This is a genomic window from Saliniradius amylolyticus, assembly GCF_003143555.1.
GTDB lineage: Bacteria > Pseudomonadota > Gammaproteobacteria > Enterobacterales > Alteromonadaceae > Saliniradius > Saliniradius amylolyticus.
Map to the genome: position 1 here is coordinate 556,129 of NZ_CP029347.1, position 23,363 is coordinate 579,491.

General features: G+C 51.9%; 14 protein-coding genes. 11 read left to right on the plus strand and 3 right to left on the minus strand.

Annotated features, from left to right (window positions below):
• Nucleotides 1–5 precede the first annotated feature (5 nt).
• A complete protein-coding gene (locus tag HMF8227_RS02790) occupies nucleotides 6–1,742 on the minus strand; it encodes a DEAD/DEAH box helicase (RefSeq protein WP_109338728.1) in 1,737 nt (578 codons plus the stop codon).
• Nucleotides 1,743–1,952: 210 nt separating this feature from the next.
• Between HMF8227_RS02790 and HMF8227_RS02795 the strand changes: the two genes are divergently transcribed.
• The 8 genes from HMF8227_RS02795 to HMF8227_RS02830 all read left to right on the plus strand — a co-directional run bounded on the left by HMF8227_RS02795 (nucleotide 1,953) and on the right by HMF8227_RS02830 (nucleotide 17,300).
• Entirely contained in the window at nucleotides 1,953–2,582 is a 630-nt protein-coding gene (locus HMF8227_RS02795) for a MarC family protein (protein ID WP_204101022.1), read from the plus strand.
• A 123-nt stretch (nucleotides 2,583–2,705) separates the two neighbouring features.
• On the plus strand, nucleotides 2,706–2,864 hold the full coding sequence (locus tag HMF8227_RS02800; protein ID WP_204101023.1) for a hypothetical protein: 159 nt from the start codon (nucleotides 2,706–2,708) through the stop codon (nucleotides 2,862–2,864).
• 181 nt (nucleotides 2,865–3,045) lie between these two features.
• Entirely contained in the window at nucleotides 3,046–6,090 is a 3,045-nt protein-coding gene (locus tag HMF8227_RS02805) for a TonB-dependent receptor (protein WP_109340990.1), read from the plus strand.
• A 57-nt stretch (nucleotides 6,091–6,147) separates the two neighbouring features.
• The gene (locus HMF8227_RS02810) at nucleotides 6,148–10,485 is read left to right on the plus strand and encodes an alpha-1,6-glucosidase domain-containing protein (protein ID WP_109338731.1); all 4,338 of its coding nucleotides are present in this window, start codon (nucleotides 6,148–6,150) and stop codon (nucleotides 10,483–10,485) included.
• 71 nt (nucleotides 10,486–10,556) lie between these two features.
• Nucleotides 10,557–11,057 carry a gamma-glutamylcyclotransferase family protein gene (locus HMF8227_RS02815; RefSeq protein ID WP_162558468.1) on the plus strand — a complete coding sequence of 167 codons (501 nt, stop codon included), beginning with the start codon at nucleotides 10,557–10,559 and terminating at the stop codon, nucleotides 11,055–11,057.
• Nucleotides 11,058–11,068: 11 nt separating this feature from the next.
• Nucleotides 11,069–12,484 carry a solute:sodium symporter family transporter gene (locus tag HMF8227_RS02820; protein ID WP_109338733.1) on the plus strand — a complete coding sequence of 472 codons (1,416 nt, stop codon included), beginning with the start codon at nucleotides 11,069–11,071 and terminating at the stop codon, nucleotides 12,482–12,484.
• A 453-nt stretch (nucleotides 12,485–12,937) separates the two neighbouring features.
• On the plus strand, nucleotides 12,938–15,730 hold the full coding sequence (locus HMF8227_RS02825) for a TonB-dependent receptor (protein WP_109338734.1): 2,793 nt from the start codon (nucleotides 12,938–12,940) through the stop codon (nucleotides 15,728–15,730).
• Between the two features lie 94 nt (nucleotides 15,731–15,824).
• Entirely contained in the window at nucleotides 15,825–17,300 is a 1,476-nt protein-coding gene (locus tag HMF8227_RS02830; RefSeq protein WP_109338735.1) for a tryptophan halogenase family protein, read from the plus strand.
• 43 nt (nucleotides 17,301–17,343) lie between these two features.
• Here the strand turns inward: HMF8227_RS02830 and HMF8227_RS02835 are convergent, their stop codons facing one another.
• Nucleotides 17,344–18,687, minus strand: a complete 1,344-nt coding sequence (locus tag HMF8227_RS02835; RefSeq protein ID WP_109338736.1) for a M14 family metallopeptidase — start codon at nucleotides 18,685–18,687, stop codon at nucleotides 17,344–17,346.
• A 117-nt stretch (nucleotides 18,688–18,804) separates the two neighbouring features.
• Between HMF8227_RS02835 and HMF8227_RS02840 the strand changes: the two genes are divergently transcribed.
• Entirely contained in the window at nucleotides 18,805–19,842 is a 1,038-nt protein-coding gene (locus HMF8227_RS02840) for a S66 peptidase family protein (RefSeq protein ID WP_109338737.1), read from the plus strand.
• Nucleotides 19,843–19,889: 47 nt separating this feature from the next.
• Here HMF8227_RS02840 and HMF8227_RS02845 read toward each other — a convergent pair whose 3' ends face one another.
• A complete protein-coding gene (locus tag HMF8227_RS02845; protein WP_109338738.1) occupies nucleotides 19,890–20,309 on the minus strand; it encodes a hypothetical protein in 420 nt (139 codons plus the stop codon).
• Nucleotides 20,310–20,679: 370 nt separating this feature from the next.
• Here HMF8227_RS02845 and HMF8227_RS02850 point away from each other — a divergent pair, with 370 nt between their 5' ends.
• Both HMF8227_RS02850 and HMF8227_RS02855 read left to right on the plus strand, forming a co-directional pair.
• Nucleotides 20,680–21,198 carry a YgjV family protein gene (locus tag HMF8227_RS02850; protein ID WP_162558469.1) on the plus strand — a complete coding sequence of 173 codons (519 nt, stop codon included), beginning with the start codon at nucleotides 20,680–20,682 and terminating at the stop codon, nucleotides 21,196–21,198.
• Between the two features lie 136 nt (nucleotides 21,199–21,334).
• Nucleotides 21,335–23,359 carry a glycoside hydrolase family 97 protein gene (locus tag HMF8227_RS02855; protein WP_109338740.1) on the plus strand — a complete coding sequence of 675 codons (2,025 nt, stop codon included), beginning with the start codon at nucleotides 21,335–21,337 and terminating at the stop codon, nucleotides 23,357–23,359.
• The last annotated feature ends 4 nt before the right edge of the window (nucleotides 23,360–23,363 follow it).

Sequence of the window (23,363 nt, forward strand, 5' to 3'; positions counted from 1 at the left end):
CCTGGCTATTTAGCCTTAGAGCGAGAGCGAGGTGGCCGTTTGCCTTTGTCCTTGCCTTTCACGTTATGCTTGGGTGGTTTGTCAGTCCATTCACGGATGGCCAGCTTCTGACCGGCAACCCGGGCCTTGCTGAGTATGGCCTTCACCTCCGGCGGCATACCTGCAGGTAGGTCCACGGTGGAATAGGTGTCGTTGATCTGGATGGCGCCGATGTACTGGCTGTCGATGTCTGCTTCATTGGCGATGGCACCGACGATGTTACCCGGCTTGGCGCCATGACTGTGGCCCACTTCGATGCGGTAACGTTGCATGCCTTCTTCTGGTGGAGCCGCATTACGGCGCTTGGGCTTTCTGTCCCCTTGATCACGGGCACCAGCTCGGCCTTCCCGGTCAGAAGAGCGATCATTGATATCGGCCACATCTTTTTCCGACAGTACCAACGGCTCCTTACCGGCGGCCATTTGCGCCAGAGCGGCCATAAGGACCTCAGGCTCGGCTTCGGTTTCTTCTTTAAGCGCCTCGATAACGGGCAGTATGGCTTCCAGACGGTCATCTTCCAGCGTTGCCAACACCTTGTCTTTAAAGCGCTTGACCCGCTGTTCATTGAGTTCGGTGACCGAAGGCAGAGTCATAGGCTCAATCGCCTGCTTGGTGGCCTTTTCGATGGCTCGCAGAAGACGTTTCTCGCGGTGGGACATCAGCAGGATGGCGTCACCTTCACGGCCAGCCCGACCGGTACGTCCGATACGATGCACATAGGATTCGGTATCATAAGGAATGTCGAAGTTGATCACATGGCTGATGCGCTCCACATCCAGGCCTCTGGCGACTACATCGGTGGCCACAAGAATATCTACCTGACCTTTCTTCAGGCGATCCACCACCCGCTCACGAGCATTCTGGGGGATATCGCCATTCAGGGCTTCGGCATCATAGCCCCGGGCCGCTAGCTTTTCTGCCAGCTCGACGGTTGCGGTCTTAGTGCGCACAAAGATAATGACACCGTCAAAATCCTCTACCTCTAAAATTCGGGTCAGGGCTTCCATCTTATGACGCGGTGCCACCTGACAGAAACGTTGACGGATAGTGGTAGCGGTACTGACCTTGGCGGCGATCTTAACCGTCTTGGGCTCTTTCAGATAACGGTGAATGATTCGGCGGATCTGCTCAGGCATGGTGGCAGAGAACAGCGCGGTCTGGCGCTCCTCAGGCGCATGGCTGAGAATCCACTCTACATCGTCGATAAAGCCCATACGCAGCATTTCGTCGGCTTCATCAAGCACCAGGCTGGAGACCTGATTTAATTTAAGGGTGCCCCGCTTGATATGGTCAATAACCCGTCCCGGTGTGCCTACTACTACCTGAACGCCTTTTTTCAGCGTCTTGATTTGGTGAGAATAGGATTGACCACCATAAATGGGCAGTACCCGAATACCTTTATCGAAGGCGGCGTAGGTGTGACAGGCTTCAGCCACCTGAATCGCCAGTTCACGGGTAGGCGCCAGGATCAAGAGTTGAACATGGTTAGCCTTAGGGTCGATCTTCGACAAAAATGGCAAGGCAAAGGCGGCAGTCTTGCCGGTACCGGTTTGCGCCTGTCCCAGGAGATCATGACCATCCAGTAGTAGGGGAATACTTTCTGCCTGAATAGGAGATGGTGTTTCGTAGCCGACTTTTTCTAAGGCCTGAAGTAAGGCTGCGGGCAGGTTTAAGTCCTGAAAACTGAGGGTGTTGCTGGTCATTAAGTGTCCTGAATAAGGGAGGCGGGCGTGACGAGTAAGACGTTGACACGGTGAAGCCTGAAGTAAAACGGCGGGTATTATACTTGATGTAAAAATTGAGCACCAAGGAATTCTGCCAAATTGTTGAAATTAACCTCACTTTTATTGGCAGCGATGCCGTGTTTGGGCATACTGCCCGCTTATTTAGCGGCCAGGCAGATTTTTGTTTTTATGGAACAGTTTTTACTGATTTTCACCTCGCTTTTTACCATGATCAACCCTATCGCCGCCGTGCCTCTTTACATTAGCCTGACCCAGCCAATGAGTCGTCAGACCCGGTATCGGGTGATTATCACTGCCACAGTCACCGCCTTTGTCGCGATGGCTATTTTTGCCTGGGCCGGCGAGGCTATTTTTAAATTTTTTCATATCAATGTGAATGGGTTACGGGTGGTTGGTGGTGTCATGTTCTTTATCATGGGGTTCGAGATGTTGCGAGGCCGAACGGTTCCCAAGAAGCTTGATGGTGAGACCCACGAGTCCTTCGGAAAGGATATTGCCGTGACGCCTTTGGCGATTCCAATGATCTGTGGGCCAGGGGCCATCACCATGGTGTTGCTGTTCATGCAAGAGGCAAGTTCACAGCTGGAAGTCGCTACGTTATTTGGAGCAATGCTGGCGGTATGTTTGGCTACAGCGCTAATCTTTGCCCTCGGTGAACAATTACTTCAGCTGTTGGGGCAGGTTGGCGCCAGTGTGATGATGCGCCTGATGGGCTTGATAATGATGTTGATCGCCGTGGAGTTTTTCTTCGCGGGCATCGGTTATTATGTCAACGAGCTGGGTCAACAATTGCAGTGATGTACGAGATCTCGTACAACGATTGAAGACATTGCCCTCTGGTTCCCTGAGGTAATCCAAACTAAACTTTTGCTCGTCGAGAAACCAACAATAAAAAACATTATGGACGAGAAGCAGCCAAGCTTGGCGAGCATCAGACAACAACTCGAACAGCTTCATCAACTGCAACGCGAACAGAGTGCCCAACTGGAACAGTGGCGCTCTTTAAAACAGACGCTGGAGCAGACACTTCAACATTGGCCCTATCAGCCTGAACAGTGCGCCAACCTACAGAAAAGATAGTCAGCCGCGTTTTTTCGGTTCCCCACCGGATACTTTTGCAAAAGTTATCCGTCGTTATGAATACGTATGCAGCTGATTCATTGTTGTTAACAACTGTGTAACTCTTTTGCAGCAATTACTGATTGCTGACCCACTGATTAGTGGGTTTCTGAATAACCAGAAAACATTAGGGATACACATTATGACGCCACTCAAATTGTCGAGGGTTGCAACTGCCCTGGCTGCGTCGGGGATGCTTCTTTCAACGTCAGTGTTGGCTCAAGAAGAGCCACCGCAGGAAAAAGAACCCGAACACTCGCTGGAGGTGATAGAGGTCAAAGGTTTTAGCACCAGTTTGATCCAATCACTTAACCAAAAGCGCTTTGGTGATACGGTCTCGGAACAAATTTCCGCCGATGATTTGGGGGGGCTGCCAGATGTATCCATGGCCGATGCTCTGACGCGACTTCCCGGTATATCGGCAGTTCGGACCGGTGGTCAGGCGGCCGAAATCAACATTCGTGGTTTATCCGGAGACTTTGTCTTTTCCACCTTAAATGGCCGGGAACAAGTGTCCACCAGTGGTGATCGGAGTATCGAGTTTGATCAGTACCCGTCGGAGCTGATCAATTCGGCCGCGGTCTACAAATCACCGAAGGCCTCGTTGATTGAAGGTGGCGTGGCGGGCACGGTTGAGCTTAAAACCGCCAGCGCACTGAACAACGAAGAGCAGCACACTTTCAATATGAATGCCCGAGGGATGTTTAATGACCGGGCCGAGGACGTGCCTGACGCCGAAGAGTACGGCCACAGACTGAGCTTTTCCTATCAGGGCAAGTTTATGGACGATACTCTGGGTGTGTCCCTGGGATATGCTCGCCTTTACCAGCCCAGCTCTTCCACTCAATTTATTGGCCTTGCCTACAATGGCCGCGTCGATGTGGATGGCGTTGAAGGTGATACCGATGGACCGGCGGATTGTCCTCGCTGTGAGTACATCAGCGAAGGCTTTGAGATGCAGCACAAAGGTGGGGAAGAAACCCGTAACGGCTATATGGCGGCACTGGAATGGGCCCCAACGGATAGTTTCACCCTGAAAGCGGACGCTTTTGTGTCTAAGTTTGACTCTGAGGAGTTTGCCCGTGGTTTTCGGGTCAAGCTCGGGGGGACTTCTACAGCCATTGCCAATCCGGTGATTCAGGACAATGTGGTGATGGGAGGGACTTTCAATCGCAGTAAGGACTCCTTTACCCGCGTCGAGTTGGTGAATGACGATAACCAGGATTTCGACCAGGTAGGTAGCTACGGTCTGAACGCCAACTGGCAAATTAACGATAACTGGACGGCGCGTTTCGATATTTCCCACTCTCGTGCCGAGAGTGATTTCCGCAATGGGCTTTTGTGGTCATTGGTAGCCGAAGATGCTACTGCCGTTAGTCCGGAGCTGGATGAAAATATTTCCATCAACTATCTGCTGAACGGCCTGGACTTGCCGGACATTGGCCTTAATCAAACCGGCGCATTTACTGATATTGACCGGGTCATGGTGTCTAAATATGGCATTTATCCTTATGAGAATAAGGACCAATTGGATGCCTATCGAGTGGATTTCGAATATATGCTACCTGCCAATGACTGGCTGAGGTCAGTGGAATTTGGTGCCCGTTACTCAACTCGAGAATATAATAATGACCGCAGCGTATTTGAGTTTGGCAGCGACAGTAGCTTTCGCACCGACGAGCCGCCGCTGCGACTGACCGAGGAAATGGTGGAGCAGGTGGATTGGCAGGGCGAGTTCGCCTATTTCCCCAGTTATCTGTCTATTGATCTGGATAAGGCGCTCAACGCCTGGTTCCCATCCGGTATTCCACAACCCATACAGACCTGGGGGCCAGGTCATGTGGGGGTCATTAATGGGCCGGGCGAGGGCTCGGACTATGCCTGGACCATGTTTGAAAGTGGCTCTGTGTATGAGGATGTCACCGCCGCCTACGTGCAGTTCAACATCGATACCTATATCGGCGATCTGCCGGTCACCGGTAATTTTGGCGTCAGAGCGGTGGACACCAAGCAGTCTTCCACCGTCTATCAGCCTGCCACCAAAGAGGTGCTGGTATTTAATCCCGACATTGGTAAATACGGTGACTATGAAACCGTGACAGTGGGCGACCCGGCTCAGGGCGCGCAATACATCACCGATGAAGTGGGGCTGATCAGTGATCGCTACCGCTTTACTCGTTTGACGGATGAATACACCGATTATCTGCCCTCACTCAATCTGAACTTCCAGATTAACGATACCGATCAGATCCGGTTCGCGGCGGCCAAAGTCATGGGGCGGGCCCCCATTAACCGCCTGTTTGCTAATGCCAATGTGCGGGTGGACGAGGTCTTTGCGGTGCAGGATCCGGAAACCGGTGATATCGAGCTTTCGGCTCCAACCGCCAAGATATCCGGCAACAGCACCAATAGCCCATACCTGAGACCCTTCTATGCTACTCAGTATGACCTGTCCTTCGAGCGCTATTTCGATGAGACCGAAGGGGCCTTTATTGCGGCGCTGTTCTATAAGGACATTGAGTCCTTTATTGATGAATTTACCACCGACCCTTTCGATTTTGCGGGCAACGGCTTTAACGTGCCAACCGAGGTTGAGGCACTGGTGACGGACCCGGATGGTGAACCGGTGTTTGGCTCCGATGGTGAGCAGTTGACGGTGACCGTACCGACCGAAAACGCCGGTTATACCACCGCAGTGAACAACGACGAAGGTGGTTATATTCAGGGCATTGAGCTGGCGTATACCCAGATTTTCGATTTCCTGCCCGACATGTGGTCCGGCCTGGGTGTGAGTGCCAGCTATTCCTACACCGAATCTGAGATTCAGAAGCAGACCAGCCTGGGCGGAGCGACGGTCGAGCAGGGCTTGCCTGGGTTGTCTGAGAATGTGGCTACGGTGACCCTGTTCTGGGAATACGAAGGCTTTGAAACGCGTCTAAGCACCCGTTATCGGGATGCCTTTGTGTCCAAGCAGGTGGCGGTCAATGAGCAGGTCGTGAACTTCGACTCCGAGACAGTGGTGGATTATCAGGCCTCATACAACGTCAACGATAATCTGGGCGTGCTGTTCCAGATCAATAACCTCACGGATGAGCCAACCAAAAGCTACTTCGGTCAGGAAGCGCTGACCGGCACCATCCAGTACTTTGGTACCCAATATTACCTGGGGGTGACTTACCAGCTGTAAGCACCGTTAAGTCATGCCCTCAGGGGCTCAACGATAATTTATGTTGGAGCAATAATTATGTTTTTTCGACAATCAATGCTTAAGCTGTTTGCCTTAGCATTCTTGACGCTGGGATTGGCCGCATGCGGCGGGTCCGATATTGAAAGTGGTGAGCAGCTGCTCACCTGTGATGTGCCTAATGTGCCCAATGCGGCTGGCACTGAATGTGTCGCGCCGCCACCCATCGAATGTCCGGCGCCCACGGTACCCAATGAGACTAACGATGCCTGTGTGGTCGGGGCTGACCCCAGCCTTCCTGAACCCACCGTTTTCCCCGGCGATAATGAGGCAGTTCTGTATTACAACCGCCCTCAGGATGCGTCCAATGAGTCGGATGATCCGGTCTATGAGGGCTACCGTCTGCATACCTGGAATAATGATGAGTGTGATGCCTATCAGGCTGAGTCTATCGCACCCAGCTGGGATAACGGCCTTGAGTATGATGGTATTGACCCGAATTATGGGGCCTACTGGATTCTGAAGCTGAAAGACGGCGTGGCGGGTAGTGAAGGCGCCTGCGGTAACTTCATTATTCATATTGGCACCGATGACGCCGGCAAGGAGATGGGCGGTGGCGATAAGAAGATGCCGCTTGCACAGGATGATCCTGACTTTACCCGAATGAACTGGGCGTTGTCAGGCGAGCCCGATGTGTTTGAGTTCCCAATCCTTTCATTGGGTGAGCGCCCGGTGGCCATTGAGGATATGGCCGCTCATTGGCTGGACCCCGACACTCTGGTGTGGGATGTGGATACCAACGAAATTGCCAGCGTGAAGCTCCATTACTCAATGGATGCCAGTCTGAGTGTCGACCCAGAGTCCGAGACCATTGCCGGTGAGTCGGTTGAGTTTACTCTGGATGGGTTGACTGACGCGCAGGCGGCAGCGAATCCTGAAGTCAGCAGCTGGCCGGCGTTCTCGGCTTTGGTTGAGCCAGAGCAGGCAAAGTCCATGTTAAAGAGTCAGTTGGTGGCCGCCGGATATGACGGTGATGGTGAGCTTGTTCAGGCTACCTATGTGCAAATCCCGGCCATTCTGGACTATCTGTACACCGCTGGTGAGGCGGACGCCGATGAAGCGCAGTTAGGTCTGAACTACAACGGGAGTGACGTCACCGCCTCTGTCTGGGCGCCAACCGCTCAGAGCGTCAATCTGAAGGTTTATGATGCGGCTAAATCGGAAGTGGCAAGTCACAGCATGACCGAGGATCCGGCTACCGGTATCTGGACGTACACCGGCAGTGATCTGGATCGCCAGTTCTATCGCTATGAGGTGACCGTGTACCATCCGGCCTCAGAGGCGCTGGAAACGCTGGAAACCACCGACCCTTACTCGGTGAGCCTGGCGACCAATGGTCGTTACTCGCAGTTCGTGAACCTCAGCGACGCCGATCTGAAGCCGGACAACTGGGATAGCCATGCCATCCCCGCCATTACCAACCCGGAAGACGCGGTGATTTATGAAGGGCACATCCGGGACTTCAGTATTCTGGATGAGAGCACACCGGAAGCCATGCGTGGTAAATACCTGGCCTTCACTGCGCAAGACACGGCACCGGTCAATCACTTAAAAGCCTTGCAGGAGGCGGGACTGACGCACTTTCATATGTTACCGGCCAATGATATTGCCACGGTCAACGAAAACTTTGAGCGCCAGTTAAACCTGACCAGTCCGTTATCGGAGCTTTGCTTACAGGATCGTCAACTGGATGTGTGTCATGACGGAGCGGTGAATCAGGACGGAACTATACTAGAAGCCCTGGAAACCTATCCGGCAGACAGTCCCGAGCAGCAGGTAGTGGTTAATGCCATTCGGGATATTGACGGCTTTAACTGGGGGTATGACCCGCACCATTTCAATGCCCCCGAAGGCAGCTATGCCACTGACCCCGATGGGGTTGCCCGCATTAAAGAAATGCGCGCCATGATCCAGGCACTGCATGACATGGGCCTGCGGGTGGTCACCGATGTGGTATACAACCATACCAACGCTTCTGCGCTGTATCAGAACTCTGTATTCGATAAGGTGGTGCCCGGTTATTATCACCGCCTTGATCTGGTCTCTGGTGCGGTCAATCGTGTGACCTGCTGTGATGATACGGCCAGCGAACACACCATGATGGGTAAGTTTGTGAAAGACTCAGTGGCCATGTGGGCTGAGCAGTACAAGCTCGACGGTTTCCGCTGGGATTTGATGGCACACATTCCAAAGGATGTGCTGTTGGCGACCCGTGACGCCGTGCATCAGATTGACCCGGACAACTACTTCTACGGCGAAGGCTGGAATATTCCTGACTACGGCTTCGAGCAGTCGAACCAAACCAATCTGGCCGGGACCGAAATCGGCACTTTTAATGACCGCTATCGTGACATTATTCGTGACGGCGTGCTGTTTAATCCGGACGGGTCTTTGCAGGAGCAGGATATTATCCGCTTGGGTCTGGCGGGCACTCTGGCGGACTTTGCACTGTTGAGCTCGTCGGGCAGCGTGGGCTCAGGTAAAAACTTCTTCAAGTCGTCTTATGCCCAAGATCCCGCCGACGTTATCAACTATGTGTCCAAACATGACAACGAGACGCTGTGGGATAAACTCCAGTACGCGTTCTTCAATATGGAGAACGACGACGGTGAGTTCTTCACACTGCAAGAGAAGGTCCGTGCACAGCATATCGCCAGCACCATTCCCATGTTCAGTCAGGGCGTGCCCTTCCTGCAAATGGGCGGCGACCTGATCCGTTCCAAATCCATGGATCGCAACTCCTACGATTCCGGCGACTGGTTTAACCGGCTCGATTTCACCATGCAGAGTAATAACTTTGGCGTGGGTTTGCCGCTGGAGCAGGACAATGGCGGCAACTGGGAGACCATTGGTGAAATCCTGGGCGACTCCAACGCGCAGGTCAGCAGCAGTGACATTATGTTTGCGTCGGATTTGTTCAAAGAAACGCTGCAGATCCGTTCAGGCAGTCCGTTGTTCCGACTGACCACCGCACAGGATGTGTTTGATCGTGTGGGCTTTCACAATATCGGCACCAATCAAAAACAGGGCCTGATTGTGATGAGCATCGATGATGGGTCTGGTCTGACCGACCTGGATCCGAATCATGACGCCATTGTAGTGGTATTTAACGGCAGCCGTCAGGAACAGTCTCATACCATCGCCACGGCGACCGGCTTTGAGCTGCACCCCATGCAGCAAATGTCGGTAGACAGCATGGTGGCCGGAGCCAGCTTCGCAGAGGGCGAGGGTGAAGGTACCTTTACCGTACCGGCGCTCACCACCGCGGTATTTGTTAAACCGCAAAGTGGCGCTCAGGGCGAAGGTCTGTCGGCAACGGCGACACAGGGTGCGCCTGATGTGGTGCCTTATGCTGATACCACCGCCTATATCCGCGGTGATATGAACGGCTGGAGTACTGATGATGCCATGACCTATGAAGGTAATGGGGTTTACGAAGTGACCTTGTCTCTGACCGGTGGCACCACCTATAACTTCAAGTTTGCCAGCGAAGACTGGTCCACCATTAACTATGGTGACACCAATGGTGAGGGTACCGTCGTAGAAGAAGACCCCTATGCCATGAGCTATAACACCGGCAACCTGATGTTTACCCCTGAGGTCGACGGTGATTATGTGTTCTCGGTAAACGCCAGCGATGCGGAGAATCCGGTACTAACGGTGCGTAACGATGAACCTTATGTTGGTACAACCGTGTACCTGCGCGGCGATATGAATGGCTGGAGCACCGATGATGCCTTTAGCTTTATCGGAGATGGTCAGTACGAGATCGCTGTGACTCTGGATGCCGGCACGTATGGCTTCAAAGTGGCCTCGGAAGACTGGGCTACCGTGAACTATGGTGAGGGTGAGGTAATGGTAGGTGATACCGACCTGTCTACGGTTTATAACGGCGGTAACTTCAGCATCACTATCGAGGATGCCGGTGATTATCGGTTTGTCTTTGATGCCTCCGATAAGCAGGCACCAACATTGAGTGTGGGCCCTTCTGAGTTGTTCGGGGAAAATACGGTGTTAATCCGGGGCAGTCTCAATGGCTGGGGTGAAGATGATCCTCTTAACTGGGTGTCACCCGGCACATATGCCGTCACCATGACACTGGCAGCAGGCGACTATGAATTTAAGTTTGCTACTGCTGACTGGTCAACGGTTAACATTGGTGCACTTAGCGAGGCAGACAGTGATGTGACAGTGAATATAGGTCAGGCTTTGCCATTGAATCATGCGGCAAATCCACCTAACTTAAAGCTATCCATCGTGGAAGGGGGCGATTATCGCTTCAGTCTCAGCGGTTTTAACTGGCAGACGCCGGAACTGACGGTCAATAGGATGAACTAAGCTAAGTGTTAGCCTAATAGACTAAGTAGCGCTGCCTCGGCAGCGCTTTGTTTATGAGTAGAGGGAAAACCATGCATTACTTTGCGTATGGGTCGAACCTGTCTTTAAAACGTATTCAGGCTCGTTTGGATAGAGTCAAGCGCTTGGGAACTTACATGGCCTGGGATCATCAACTGCGTTTTCATAAGTTGGGGCAAGACAACTCGGCCAAATGCGATATTTATTACACCGGAGACCCTGACCACTATGTCTATGGGGCGTTGTACTGGGTTGACCATGACGATAAGGCTATTTTGGATCGCATAGAAGGCCTGGATCATGGTTACCAGCAAAAACAGATTGAGGTTGAGAATACCGAGGGGCATCGGCTGCAGGCCTTTACCTATTATGCCACCGATATCCAGACGGACGATAAGCCGTTTAGTTGGTATCACTACCACGTGCTGACCGGAGCTAAGGAGAATGGCTTTCCTCAGGACTATATTCAAGCCTATATTGAAGCTGTGCCCGCGGTTCCGGATCCCGAATTGGAACGTCATCGGCGGGAGCTGGCAATCTATCAAAATTATTAAGGATAAGCCTGATGGCCGATAATCTGATTCAAGTGACGATCTTCTTGTTACTTACCGCTGCGGTCGGCGCGGTAACTTATGTGAAGTGTCGGGGGCACAAACGGGACGCCAATGACAGTCGGGAATACTTCTTGGCCGGAGGCAACCTGCCCTGGACCTATGTGGCCGGCTCCATTCTGCTGACGAACATCAGTGCCGAGCAGATTGTCGGTATGAACGGGGCTCAGTCGCTACTGGTGGCATGGTGGGAAATCGGCGCCGCTTTTGGGTTACTAATCCTGGCCTGGGTACTCATTCCGCTGTATTACAAATATAAATGCACCACTACTACGGAGCTGTTAGAGCACCGTTATCAAAATGCCGGTATTCGTACTCTGGTATCGGCTCTGTTTTTATTTGGCTACATGTTTATCCTGTTGCCAGTGGTGCTCTATACCGGCTCGTTGTTTATGCAATCGATGTTCGGTCTGAGTTTGTCTGTACCGACCATTGCGACCCTGTTTGCTATTGTCGGAGCGGTTTATGCCATCTTCGGTGGCCTGCGTGCTATCGCTATCTCGGATACCTTTAATGGATTGGGGTTATTGGCCATGGGGACGGCGGTGACGGTGTTTGGACTCTATGCCATCGATTTTGATTTTAGTGGCGTGCCCCTAGAGCGCCTGACTCTGATGGGAGACAGTGACTCGGATATTCCCTGGCATACGCTGCTGACCGGCATGGTATTTATTCATATCTTTTACTGGGGTACCAACATGGTGATCACCCAGCGAGCGCTGGCTGCTGAGTCGGTCAGGGAAGCGCGCAAAGGGATTTATGCTGCGGTGGCGTTTAAACTCGTCATTCCCTTTATTGTCGTGTTACCAGGAATTGTGGCCTTTAAACTCTATGGGGAAGTAGGGGATGTGGCCTATGGCAAGCTGGTAGGGGATGTATTGCCACCCTGGTTGTCGGGCGCTTTTGCCGCTGTGATCGCCGGGGCCGTGCTATCCAGCTTCAACTCCTGCTTAAATTCAGCGTCGGCCCTGTATACCTGTGACATTCACCAGAAGTATTTTAATCCTCATACTGAGGTGCGAAAGGTAGGACAGCGGGTGGCCTTGCTATTTGCTGTGGTGGCGGTTGCCCTAGTGCCGCTCTATCAAAATGCCAAGAGCATTGTGGCGCTGCTGCAACAGCTCAACGGTTTGTACAGTATGCCGGTGCTGGCAGCCTTTATTGTGGCTATCTTCTTTAAAGGGATTCATGGCAAGTCCATACAGGTTGGGCTGATATTTGGTGCTTTGCTCTATGGTTTCTTCACTTTTGTTTGGACGCCACTGCATTATATCCACCTGATGTTTATTACGCTGTGTTCGACCATTATCTTAACCCTGTTGCTAAGCTGGGTTTGGAATGGCCATAAAGCAGCGTCTGATGCGCTTTAATTTCAAGGCCCTAAGGATGTGCAAGTGCACCGTGATGGCTCACAGGCAGAGAATCAGGCGTGAAAAGATTGTAAATAGATTACATTTTTCGCTGGTTTTTCGTGCTAATTAGAGATCTTTTGCTCTTAACATCCTGTTTATCTTGTAATTAATTAACAGCTCGGGTTCGACCTTAACGTTTAGGTGCTCATTAGCAAGTACTTGTTCAGTATGATTTTTTATGTTTTTCGTCGGCAAACTCTGCGGCTTCGCGAGATGTTGATGATTTGTGTTGAATGTTATCAGTTTGTTGCTATAAACAGATGAATACGTATGCAACAACTTGTGCAGTGAAAAAGGCTGGCGTTACTATCGGTTGCAACAAAATAGAAACATTTTCGTTATACAACGAAGCTGTTTTTGCCCCATTTCAGGGCAAATGGTTGTTCACACACCCTAACTCAGGACACAGGCATGAAAACATTCAAACCCAATATGATTACCTCGGCACTGGTTGCCAGTGGTATCGCTTTTGCGGCTCTTCCCGCAATGGCTCAGGATAATCAAGAGCAAACAGCAGAAGACGCCGTTGAAGTCATTAAAGTTTCCGGCATCCGTGCCAGCCTGCAAAAGTCTCAGGCTATCAAAATGTCGGAAACTTCCATTGTTGAAGCCATCACGGCGGAAGATATTGGTAAGCTGCCCGATTCCAGTATTGCAGAATCCATTGCCCGGCTTCCGGGGCTGGCAGCACAGCGTCTAAATGGTCGTTCCAGCTCAATCGCCATTCGTGGCCTGGGACCGGACTTTAGTACTGCCACTTTCAATGGGCGCGAGCAGGTAACCTTAGGTGACAACCGCGGTGTTGAATTCGATGTGTATCCATCGGAAATCATGAGCGAAGTCATCGTTTATAAAACCCCCGAAGCGACTCTGATGACTCAAGGCATCGGCGGTACCATCGACATGCGTACAGTTAAACCACTGGCCCATGGTGAGAAAACCATGGCGGTGACCTTGCGTGGTGAACAAAATGACATTGGCGCCCTGAACCCCGATGGTGAAGACACCGGTTGGCGCGGTAGCTTCTCGTACATCGATCAATTTAAGGATGACACTCTGGGTGTTGCCTTCGCCTACACCCACATGGACTCCCCCAACAATGAAGAGCGGTTTGAAACATGGGGCTGGCCTGATGGTGTGATCGGCGGGATGAAGCCATTTGTACGTTCAGCCGAGTTAACACGTGATACGTTGATGGGCGTTATCGAATACTCGCCTCGCGATGACTTGCGCATCAATGTGGATGCCTTGTACATCGACTTTGAAGACAATCAGACGCTGCGTGGTATCGAAATTCCAGCCGCCTGGGGCGACGCGGGTATTACCGTTGATGAAACCCAGAATGGCTATAGCCATACCGGCACAATCGGTGGCCCGGGGTCGCCTGTAGGTGGCGTGGTTCGTAATGACCGCACCATCCGTGAAGCGGAGCTGAATGCGTTCGGCCTGAATATTGAGCACGACCTGAGCCCGAACTGGGTATTGGAGTTTGATGCAGCATATTCTCAGGTTGATCGCCGCACCTGGGCACTTGAAGCTTATGCTGGTTCTGGTCGTGGTTTCGATGACCGTCTGCCCGAGCAAATTGGGTTTGAGTTTGCCGACGATAATCAGAGTGTCGACTTAGATCCTCAACTGGACTATGGCAGCCACGATGTGATTCAGCTTGGTAACCCGCAATCCTGGGGTTGGGGTAACCTGACGGACCTGGAAAGCAGTGATGACCAGGATGGCTTTATCAACACGCCGGAAATCGATGATGAGCTGACCACGATCAAGCTGGCTGCTGAGCGCATTTTTGATTATGGCATGGTAAGCAGCGTTGAATTTGGCGCTTACTTCAGTGATCGCACCAAGTCTAAGATCGACAATGGTCTGTTCCTGACATTGCCAGGTGCATTGGACGAAAACAACAATGTCATCCCAGGTTATCAAATGCCGGTGCCAGAGCAATATCGCGTACCCAATACCTCCCTGGGCTTTATTGGTATTGACGACATGATTGCGTTCGACTCTTTCCGCTTCTGGCAAGACGGCAACTATGTAGAGTTTGACTCTCGCCTCAGTGACCCCGCCCGTTGGCAGAATACCTGGTCGGTCAGTGAGGAAGTGACCATTGGTTTTGTTAAGGCCAATATTGATACGATGATTGGCGATATTCCGGTGCGTGGTAACGCCGGTGTTCAGGTCGTACATACGGATCAAAGCTCCGATGGTTTCGCCAGTCGCCGCATTGAAGGACGCCGCCTGGATGTCCAGGAAACGTCCGGTGGTGATTCATACACCGAGGTCTTACCGAGCTTGAACCTGATTGCTGAAATTGCGGACGAGCAGAGCGTAAGGTTCGGTATCTCCAAAACCATGACGCGTTCCAGAATGGACCGTATGAATGCCAGCTCCGGCGAGTTGTCGTTTAATGAACAAGTTGGAATTTGGTCTGGTAGTACCGCCAATCCAAGTCTGAAGCCCATCCAGGCAAATCAGCTGGATCTGACCTATGAAAACTATTTCCATTCTGAAGGTTACTTTGCTGCCGCCTTGTTCTACAAAGACATCAAAGACTGGCAGTTGCAGGTTCCTGAGATCGTTGATACGTCCGAACTGGAAACTCCAGAAGGCTTCGACCCGTCTCCCGTTGGCGTATTGTCATCATGGAAAAACGTAGGTGATGGCAAGGTAAATGGCTTGGAGCTGACCCTGTCACTTCCTGGTGTAATGCTATCCGATGCATTAGAAGGCTTTGGTGGTATCTTCTCAGCAACCTTCCTTGACAGTGAACTGGATTTCCAACTGGAAGTGCCCACTGACACGCAAGGTGGTACTGAGTTGCAAGAGTTTAATGTCACTGTTCCCGGCTTGTCTGAGGAAGTGTACAACGCCACCGTTTACTATGAGCGTGCAGGGTTTGAGGTTCGTGCCAGCTGGCGCAGCCGTTCTGACTTCCTGGGCGAAGTTGCGGGCCTGAGCCTGAACCGCGTTCCGGTTAACGTATTTGGCAGCGACTTGCTGGATGCGCAAATCAGCTACGACTTCTCTGAGTCGGGCATTGAAGAGCTGGAAGGCCTGACGGTTACTCTGCAGGGGCAGAACCTGACTGATGAAGAGTTTGTCACCGCTCACAGCATCGATGGCGATGGCCTGGATGTGCGTGATGCGCAGCGCTTCGGTCGTAACTTCCTGTTTGGTGTGAACTATAAGTTCTAAATTATCCAAACAATAGCAAATACCCTTGTCGGCCGTGTGCGGACAAGGGTATTTTTGTATCTGAAACCAGAAAATAGTGACAGGCAGGCAGCATATGAAAGTGGTGATTGTGGGCGGTGGGTCATCGGGTTGGATGGCAGCGAGTATCCTGACGCGACTAATGAATCAGCAGCTGGATATCACTCTGGTGGAATCTGAACAGGTTGGCACTGTTGGTGTCGGCGAAGCCACTATTCCTCCTATTACCCACTTTAACCGTGTGTTGGGTATCTCGGAAGCTGAGTTTTTAAAGCAGACGCAAGGCAGCATAAAGCTCGGGATCGAATTTAGCGACTGGTATCAGCCGGGACAGAGTTATATGCACGCCTTCGGCCAGATTGGAAAGAACATGGGACTGGCCGGCTTTCATCACAACTGGCTGAAGGCCAAATCAGAAGGGCAAGGCGGGGACTTCTGGGATTATTCCCTGAATTACCAGGCGGCCAAGGCCAATAAATTCACCCACCTCAATACCATACCGAATACCCAGCTTCAGGGATTGGTGCAGGCCTATCATCTGGACGCCGGCCTGTATGCCGCATATCTGCGTCAATTGAGTGAGAAGCAGGGCGTAAAACGTGTGGAAGGTTTTGTTGAGTCTGTGACATTAGTACCAGAAACCGGTTTTATTGACTCATTGGTACTACAGTCGGGTCAGAAAATTCAGGGAGATCTCTTTATTGATTGTTCAGGCTTTCGAGGACTTCTCATCGAAGGTGCGTTGAAAACAGGTTATGAAGACTGGCGTCACTGGCTTCCCTGTGATCGGGCTCTGGCTATCCCCTCTGAAAAATTGGATCCATTGCCACCTTATACACGCTCGATTGCTCATAATGCCGGTTGGCAGTGGCAGATTCCTTTGCAACACCGTACCGGTAATGGTTTGGTGTATTGTAGTGATTACCTGTCCGATGAGCAGGCTCAGGAGCTGTTACTGAAAAACCTTAGTAGCGACCCGTTGGCGGAGCCAAAGCCCATTCGCTTTACGACGGGCCGTCGGGTCAAGCAGTGGCATAAGAACTGTGTAGCCCTGGGTTTATCGAGTGGCTTCCTCGAGCCACTGGAGTCCACCAGTTTACATATGGTTCAGTCTGGCTTAGTGCGGCTGATCAAGTTGTTCCCTCAGAATGGGATTAGTCCGGTGGATGTGGAGGAATATAACCGTCAGTCGAAAGTTGAGTTTGAGCGCATTCGGGACTTTATTATCCTGCATTATGTATTAAATAACCGTCCTGAGGCGTTCTGGCAGCGTTGTCGGACCATGCCGATTCCTGACTCACTGGCACATAAAATCGAGTTATTCCGGGAGGGAGGGAAGGTATTCCGCGAGCAGGATGAGTTGTTCACCGAGGTGGCCTGGTATCAGGTAATGATAGGTCAGGGCCTGCTGCCCCAAAAATATCATCCCCTGGCAGACTCGCTGACCACTGAGCAACAAGCCGATCTATTAACGGGTCTGAAAACTCTGATTGACCGGACTGTTCAGCAGCTTCCGACTCACCAGAGCTTTTTAGACAAGATAATGGCGTGAAGGTATGTTCGCCGGGAATCACATAATTCCCGGCCACTTTTATTCAGTTAAGGGATAACCACTGACCATTAATAACAGCGGATGTCACGTTGCCGTCATGGGTTAATAGAAATAACCCATCTTGCTGTCGCTGGGGACGCGCTTCGGGTACGCGGCTTGGGTTAATTACGACCGGCCACTGACTTTGGTTGTCGAGCCGTTCGGCGTCCCCTTCGAAGTGAGTATAACCTTGCCCGAGCAGCTCTCTGTAACGCTGCTCAGTCAGCACTAACGTTTCCTCTAACTTAAAGGCTTTGCCGGCCTGATACTGATAGTCACTGGCATCGATCTCGTTAAAAGCCGGGAAGACGGACAAATCACCCACTTCATTGACATAAGCGCCTTGCTTGCCGATATTGATGCCAATGTCTAGCCGGTACTCATGCTCTCCGTCCTCGACGGTCAGGTTGCGTACAATGAGATCCTTAAAGCTATTGGAGTTATTCATCGGAATGGCGTTGTAAGGGTCCAGCGTCTGTTGCTGGTAATCGCCGCTGGCAATGCTGTTTAAGCCTCGGATCAGCATTGCGACATTCACTTCTCTGGCTACCTGGCGATTCGGATCCCCCTTGTAGGCGCCGGACTCGATCAAAATGGTACTTATGCCCATACTGGCCAGAGTGTCACCAAATGCTCGGTGGGCGTATGTGTCATCGTAACGGCCCATATGGCCGGGGATCATTTTGTCGCCCACCTCTTTTAACACGCCAATAAGCTGCATGGCGCGGCGGCGTTTATCGTTGATGTCCTTGGCCACATTGAAAGCGGGGGCCAGTAAGGAAATGGTCGCGGTTTTGCCTGTATGCCCCACTTCGTAATACCGGCTCTGATCGTGGAGATTAAAGCCAATATCCGGCTCGATGGTCTTGGCTTGTTCCATCAGGGTGCGCCCTTCCGGGGTTTGTAACACCTTGGCATCCCGGTTGACGTCAATGCCCTGAGCGTTAAAACGCTGGGCCATTTCGGCGCCATCGGGATTCAACATGGGGATCATGTGCAAACTGATTTTATCTGCCCAGCTTCGGTGCCAGTCGGGATGTTGTTCAATATGACTGATTAGGTCGAACAGTGCGGGAGTGGCGGTCGGCTCATCGCCGTGCATCTGGCTCCACATCATTACCTTCACCGGGCCTGTACCGGTGCTGATGCGATAAATAGGCGTGCCCAGATAAGAGGTTCCCACCTGAATGGTCGTAAAGCGGTCGGACTGTTTGACGCGCTCCAGGTGAGGCTCAATATCGCTAAACCGAATCTGAGCTTTATCCAAGCCCGAAACAGGCTGTTGTGCGAGACCTGGGCCAGTAAATACCAGTCCCGCTACCATTAAGCTGAACAAATACCTTTTCATTATTTATTGCTCTTTTATGTTTGATTGTAAATAAATTATTATTAAAGTGTTCAGAGTAGCCTGCCCCACCTCAAGGGGTCAATGGCAATCACCGTAAAATAACAACAGGAGAACTTCATGGATCGCCGTGCCTTTATCAAAGCCTCCGCTGCCGGACTGGTGGCCTCACAACTTGTCGGAGGAACCGCATTCGCAGCTCGCAGTCCAGCGTCGACTCTGCCTAAACGTCTGAAACAGGGGGATACCGTCCGCATGGTGGCTCCTGCCAGTGCCAGCTTCAAACATGATGATGTCTACATCGCCAAGGAGGCGTTTGAGGCAATGGGGCTGAAAGTGGAGCTGGGGCAGCATGTGTTTGATCGTCACGGTTATCTGGCCGGAAAGGACGAAGATCGCGCCGCCGATATTAATCGTGCCTTCGCCGACGAAAGCGTCGATGGGGTCATTTGCATTCGCGGTGGCTGGGGCTGCAACCGGCTTTTACCTTACCTCGATTTTGATAGCATCAAGCAAAATCCTAAGGTACTGATGGGCTACAGTGACATTACCTCGTTGATGAATGCGGTCTATGCCAAGACCGGCATGGTGTCTTTTCATGGCCCTAACGGCTTCGCCTACTGGGGCGCGTTCCAGGAAGAGCAGGCCAGAAAGGTGCTGTTTGATGGTGAAGCCACGACTATTCGTAATTACAAGAAGAACGACGATACACTGGTGATGCTTAGCAATCGCATCAACACCATCACTGGCGGTGTGGCCGAGGGAGTAACTGTCGGTGGCAACCTGACCGTACTGGCGAGCCTGGTCGGTACTCCGTACCTACCGGACATGACCGATAAAATCCTGATCCTGGAAGACGTTGGCGAGTCCATTTATCGTATCGACCGCTTCTTATCCACCTTGCACCTGGCAGGACATCTGGACAAGTTAGCTGGCGTGGTCTTTGGCCATTGTACTGACTGTGACCCGCAAAAAGGCTATGGCGGCTTTACTCTGGCTGAGGTGTTTGAGCATTACTTTAAGCCGCTCAATGTACCGACATACACAGGTGCTCAGTTTGGCCATATTCGTGATAACCATATCATCCCTGTGGGGGCACCTGTTCGAGTGGATGCCGACGAGGGTACCGTTACACTCCTGAAGCCTGCTGTGGTTTAGTGAGAAATACAAGGCTTGCGCCTCTGTGACGCAAGCCTTCACTCATGCTATCCGGCCTTGCCCAGCGTCCAGCGATGATCCCAATCTCGTAACAAGTATAGTGTGAGACAGGCGGCCCACATGGGCCAGGCCGCAAAAAACAGCAAATTGTTAAAGGCATCCAGGTATTGTGCGTAAGACGATAGTGTGGACGCACCATGAAGCACGAACATGAGTCCATAGGTGAAACGCTTTTTCAGACCCAACACAAAGGCAATTACCAATACCAACTGCAGGCCCCCCAGAATGTTGATCAGTGACTGGCTGATCTCAAGACCGTAGAAGTGTTCGAATACTCTGCCACCGTGGGCCGGATTAACAAACTTATCCAGGCTCCATACCAGCATGACCATAAAAACGCCCAGTCTGAGCGCTAGCAGAGACCAACTGAGCCGAAGTATTAATTGATGAGATGAAGACGTTTGCATCTTGTTTCCTTGTATTGCGAAATGTTTATCCTAGACCCGACAGTCAGTAGGCTTCTTTCAGTCCGACAATCAATTACGCGAGCTGTGTCGAGATCGATTAAGCTGAAGCCAAGGCTCATAAACCGATTTTCTGATGAGAAATTTAAAAGGGGCGTTTAGCGCTTGAAAGTGAAAGTTAAATCTCGACATCCTCTGCGGCGTTTCGACTGTGCTGATACCAGATCCGTGTGCGCGATGATGGATGAGATTGAGCGCATCATTCTGATGACAGAACTGTGCCGGGAAGTCCGCAACGCCTGTCAGAACAGCTTATTGTCCCGTCTGAGAATGGACTGCAGACGCGATGGACTCTGCTGCCATGGGGGCTAGAGTGGCACCATTGTTACACGCTCTGCCGGTGTTGCTGGTCGCTCTGTCCTTTTTCAGTCATAACCTGACCCGTTTACTGTGGATCAATGCGGCGCTTTGCGCCTCCATGGCATGGTTATTCTTATATCAGTCAGCCTGGGCGGGGATGGCGATGATGCTGGTCGCCTCAGGCAGCAGCCTCTATCGCCTGGCAACCCAGCGAGCAGTCACACCGGGTCAGTCTGTCATGCTGATTCTGATACTGACCGGAGGAATTTTTTTGCTGAGTTACCAGAGTGGTAGCAGTTGGCTGACTCTGATACCGGCTATTACGTTTGCACTGTATCGCTATGGTGAGCTGTCCTGTAACGAAAGAGGGCTGAGAACCTGTATTGTGTCGGGTTCATCGCTGTTTTTAGTCTACTGCTGGTATACCCAGACCTGGGGAGCTTTGATGACTGAAGCCCTGTTTATTCTCTCCAACAGCTACTACCTTTATCGTTTAACAAAAACGGCAACAGATAACGCAGACCTGCGTTAAAACGGCCACAATTTTCGATAAGTTACAGTGAGTTAACCTGGCTGTTGCAATCTTGTAATGAATACGTATGCAGGTTGCTGCCTGCAGGCTGCGCAATCGCTAGTATGACTTACCTTACCCAGAAGATGGACGCATTATGTCAGCATTACCAAAGTGGTCTCTCGGCTTCCTTATTTGCCTGATGGCGCAACCAGCATGGGCGGAGAGACTCGAGTTACGCTCGCCCGATGACCGTATCGTCTTTACGCTAAGCGATGAGCCGCAACTCTCTTATTCTGTGACGTATGCCGGTGAGAAGGTGATGACATCATCCCGCCTGGGACTGCATTTCGGGGAGATTGGCGATCTTGGTCCCGAGCTGCACATTCAAACGGTCGACCGGGCGTCAAGGGACCATTACTGGCAACAGCCGTGGGGCCAGAACCGTCAGGTACGCGACCATCACAACGAGGCACTGGTAAGTCTGCAAGGAGACTACAGGCTTAACTTGAGAGTCCGCGTATTTAACGATGGTGTCGGCTTTCGATATGAAATACCGAAACAGGACGGGCTCGGCACACTCACTGTGTTGGATGAGCTGACCGAATTTAACCTGACTGATGCGAGCCACACTCAGGCCTGGTGGATTCCGGCACAGGGCTGGAATCGTTACGAGCATCTGTATCAACAAACCAGGGTTACCGACTTCGACCGAGTGCAGACACCAGTCACTTTTCGCCGCCAAAACGGAACTCACTTTGCCATCCATGAAGCGGCTTTGGTGGACTATGCCTCGATGACGCTGGATCGCCGCCGCGGGGGGCTGCTAAAAGCCGAGCTGATTCCCAACTTTGACGGTACTAAGGTCAAAACTCAGGCGGGCTTCCATACTCCCTGGCGCACTATCCAAATAGCCGGTAACGCCACCGGTTTGCTTAATTCTAACCTGGTACTGAATCTCAATGAGCCAAACAAGCTCGGCGATGTAAGCTGGGTTAAGCCGGGCAAGTACATGGGTATATGGTGGGGGATGCATCTGGGAATGTATTCGTGGGGCAGCGGTGAAAAGCATGGCGCCACAACCGCTAATGCGAAACGCTACATGGATTTTGCCGCTGAGCATGGCTTTGATGGCGTGCTGGTGGAAGGCTGGAACCTGGGCTGGGATGGAGAGTGGTTTAACAATGGCGCGGTGTTTAACTTCACTCAACCCTATCCAGACTTCGACCTGGAGGCCGTGGCCGATTATGGCAGACAGCTTGGCGTTAAGCTTATCGGTCATCATGAAACCTCCGGTCATGTAACTAACTATGTTGAGCAGATGCCAGATGCTTATGCCTTATATGAAAAACTGGGTGTGGAGCAGATTAAGACCGGTTACGTGGCTAATGGTGGAGAGGTGACCCGTACGGATGAACAGGGCATCGACCGCCATGAATGGCATGACAGCCAGGTCATGGTGAATCACTATCTGGACTCCGTGAAACTGGCGGCCAGGCATAAAATCAGTATTAACACTCACGAGCCCATCAAGGCTACGGGTCTGCGACGCACCTATCCTAACTGGCTCAGTCGTGAAGGCGCCCGGGGACAGGAATTTAATGCCTGGGGCTCGCCGCCGAATCCACCGGAACATACCGTGAATTTAATTTATACCCGGCTACTTGGGGGCCCCATGGATTTCACCCCGGGCATTTTCAATCTGGCCTTTAACGGCCTGGAGGCCGAAAACCGGGTTCAGACCACGCTGGCTAAACAGCTTGCCCTCTATGTGGCTCTTTACAGTCCTATTCAGATGGCCGCGGATTTACCCGAGCATTATCAGGCAAGACCTGACGCCTTTCGGTTCATCAAAGATGTGCCGACCGACTGGGAGCAAAGCCGGGCCATTGCCGGTGAGGTGGGGGAGTATGTGGTCTATGTCAGGCAGGAAAGAGGTGGAAAAGACTGGTATCTGGGAGCCATAACCGACGAACAGGCCAGAAAGCTGGATATCTCTTTGGACTTCTTGCCGGAAGGTCAATCCTTTCAGGCGCAGATCTACGCCGACGGACCTGATGCCGACTGGCAAACGGCGCCTTATGCAATGACCATCAGCTCAAGGCCAGTGCAACACGGCGACAGGCTCAGGCTTAAGCTTGCCAGCAGTGGCGGCACCGCGATTCGATTTAAAGCACTCTGAGGAA

Excerpts from the sequence above, each read along its gene's own strand:
- HMF8227_RS02790 (WP_109338728.1), bottom strand. The coding sequence starts at position 1,742 with ATGACCAGCAACACCCTCAGTTTTCAGGACTTAAACCTGCCCGCAGCC.
- HMF8227_RS02795 (WP_204101022.1), top strand. The coding sequence starts at position 1,953 with ATGGAACAGTTTTTACTGATTTTCACCTCGCTTTTTACCATGATCAAC.
- HMF8227_RS02805 (WP_109340990.1), top strand. The coding sequence starts at position 3,046 with ATGACGCCACTCAAATTGTCGAGGGTTGCAACTGCCCTGGCTGCGTCG.
- HMF8227_RS02810 (WP_109338731.1), top strand. The coding sequence starts at position 6,148 with ATGTTTTTTCGACAATCAATGCTTAAGCTGTTTGCCTTAGCATTCTTG.
- HMF8227_RS02815 (WP_162558468.1), top strand. The coding sequence starts at position 10,557 with ATGCATTACTTTGCGTATGGGTCGAACCTGTCTTTAAAACGTATTCAG.
- HMF8227_RS02820 (WP_109338733.1), top strand. The coding sequence starts at position 11,069 with ATGGCCGATAATCTGATTCAAGTGACGATCTTCTTGTTACTTACCGCT.
- HMF8227_RS02825 (WP_109338734.1), top strand. The coding sequence starts at position 12,938 with ATGAAAACATTCAAACCCAATATGATTACCTCGGCACTGGTTGCCAGT.
- HMF8227_RS02830 (WP_109338735.1), top strand. The coding sequence starts at position 15,825 with ATGAAAGTGGTGATTGTGGGCGGTGGGTCATCGGGTTGGATGGCAGCG.
- HMF8227_RS02835 (WP_109338736.1), bottom strand. The coding sequence starts at position 18,687 with ATGAAAAGGTATTTGTTCAGCTTAATGGTAGCGGGACTGGTATTTACT.
- HMF8227_RS02840 (WP_109338737.1), top strand. The coding sequence starts at position 18,805 with ATGGATCGCCGTGCCTTTATCAAAGCCTCCGCTGCCGGACTGGTGGCC.
- HMF8227_RS02845 (WP_109338738.1), bottom strand. The coding sequence starts at position 20,309 with ATGCAAACGTCTTCATCTCATCAATTAATACTTCGGCTCAGTTGGTCT.
- HMF8227_RS02855 (WP_109338740.1), top strand. The coding sequence starts at position 21,335 with ATGTCAGCATTACCAAAGTGGTCTCTCGGCTTCCTTATTTGCCTGATG.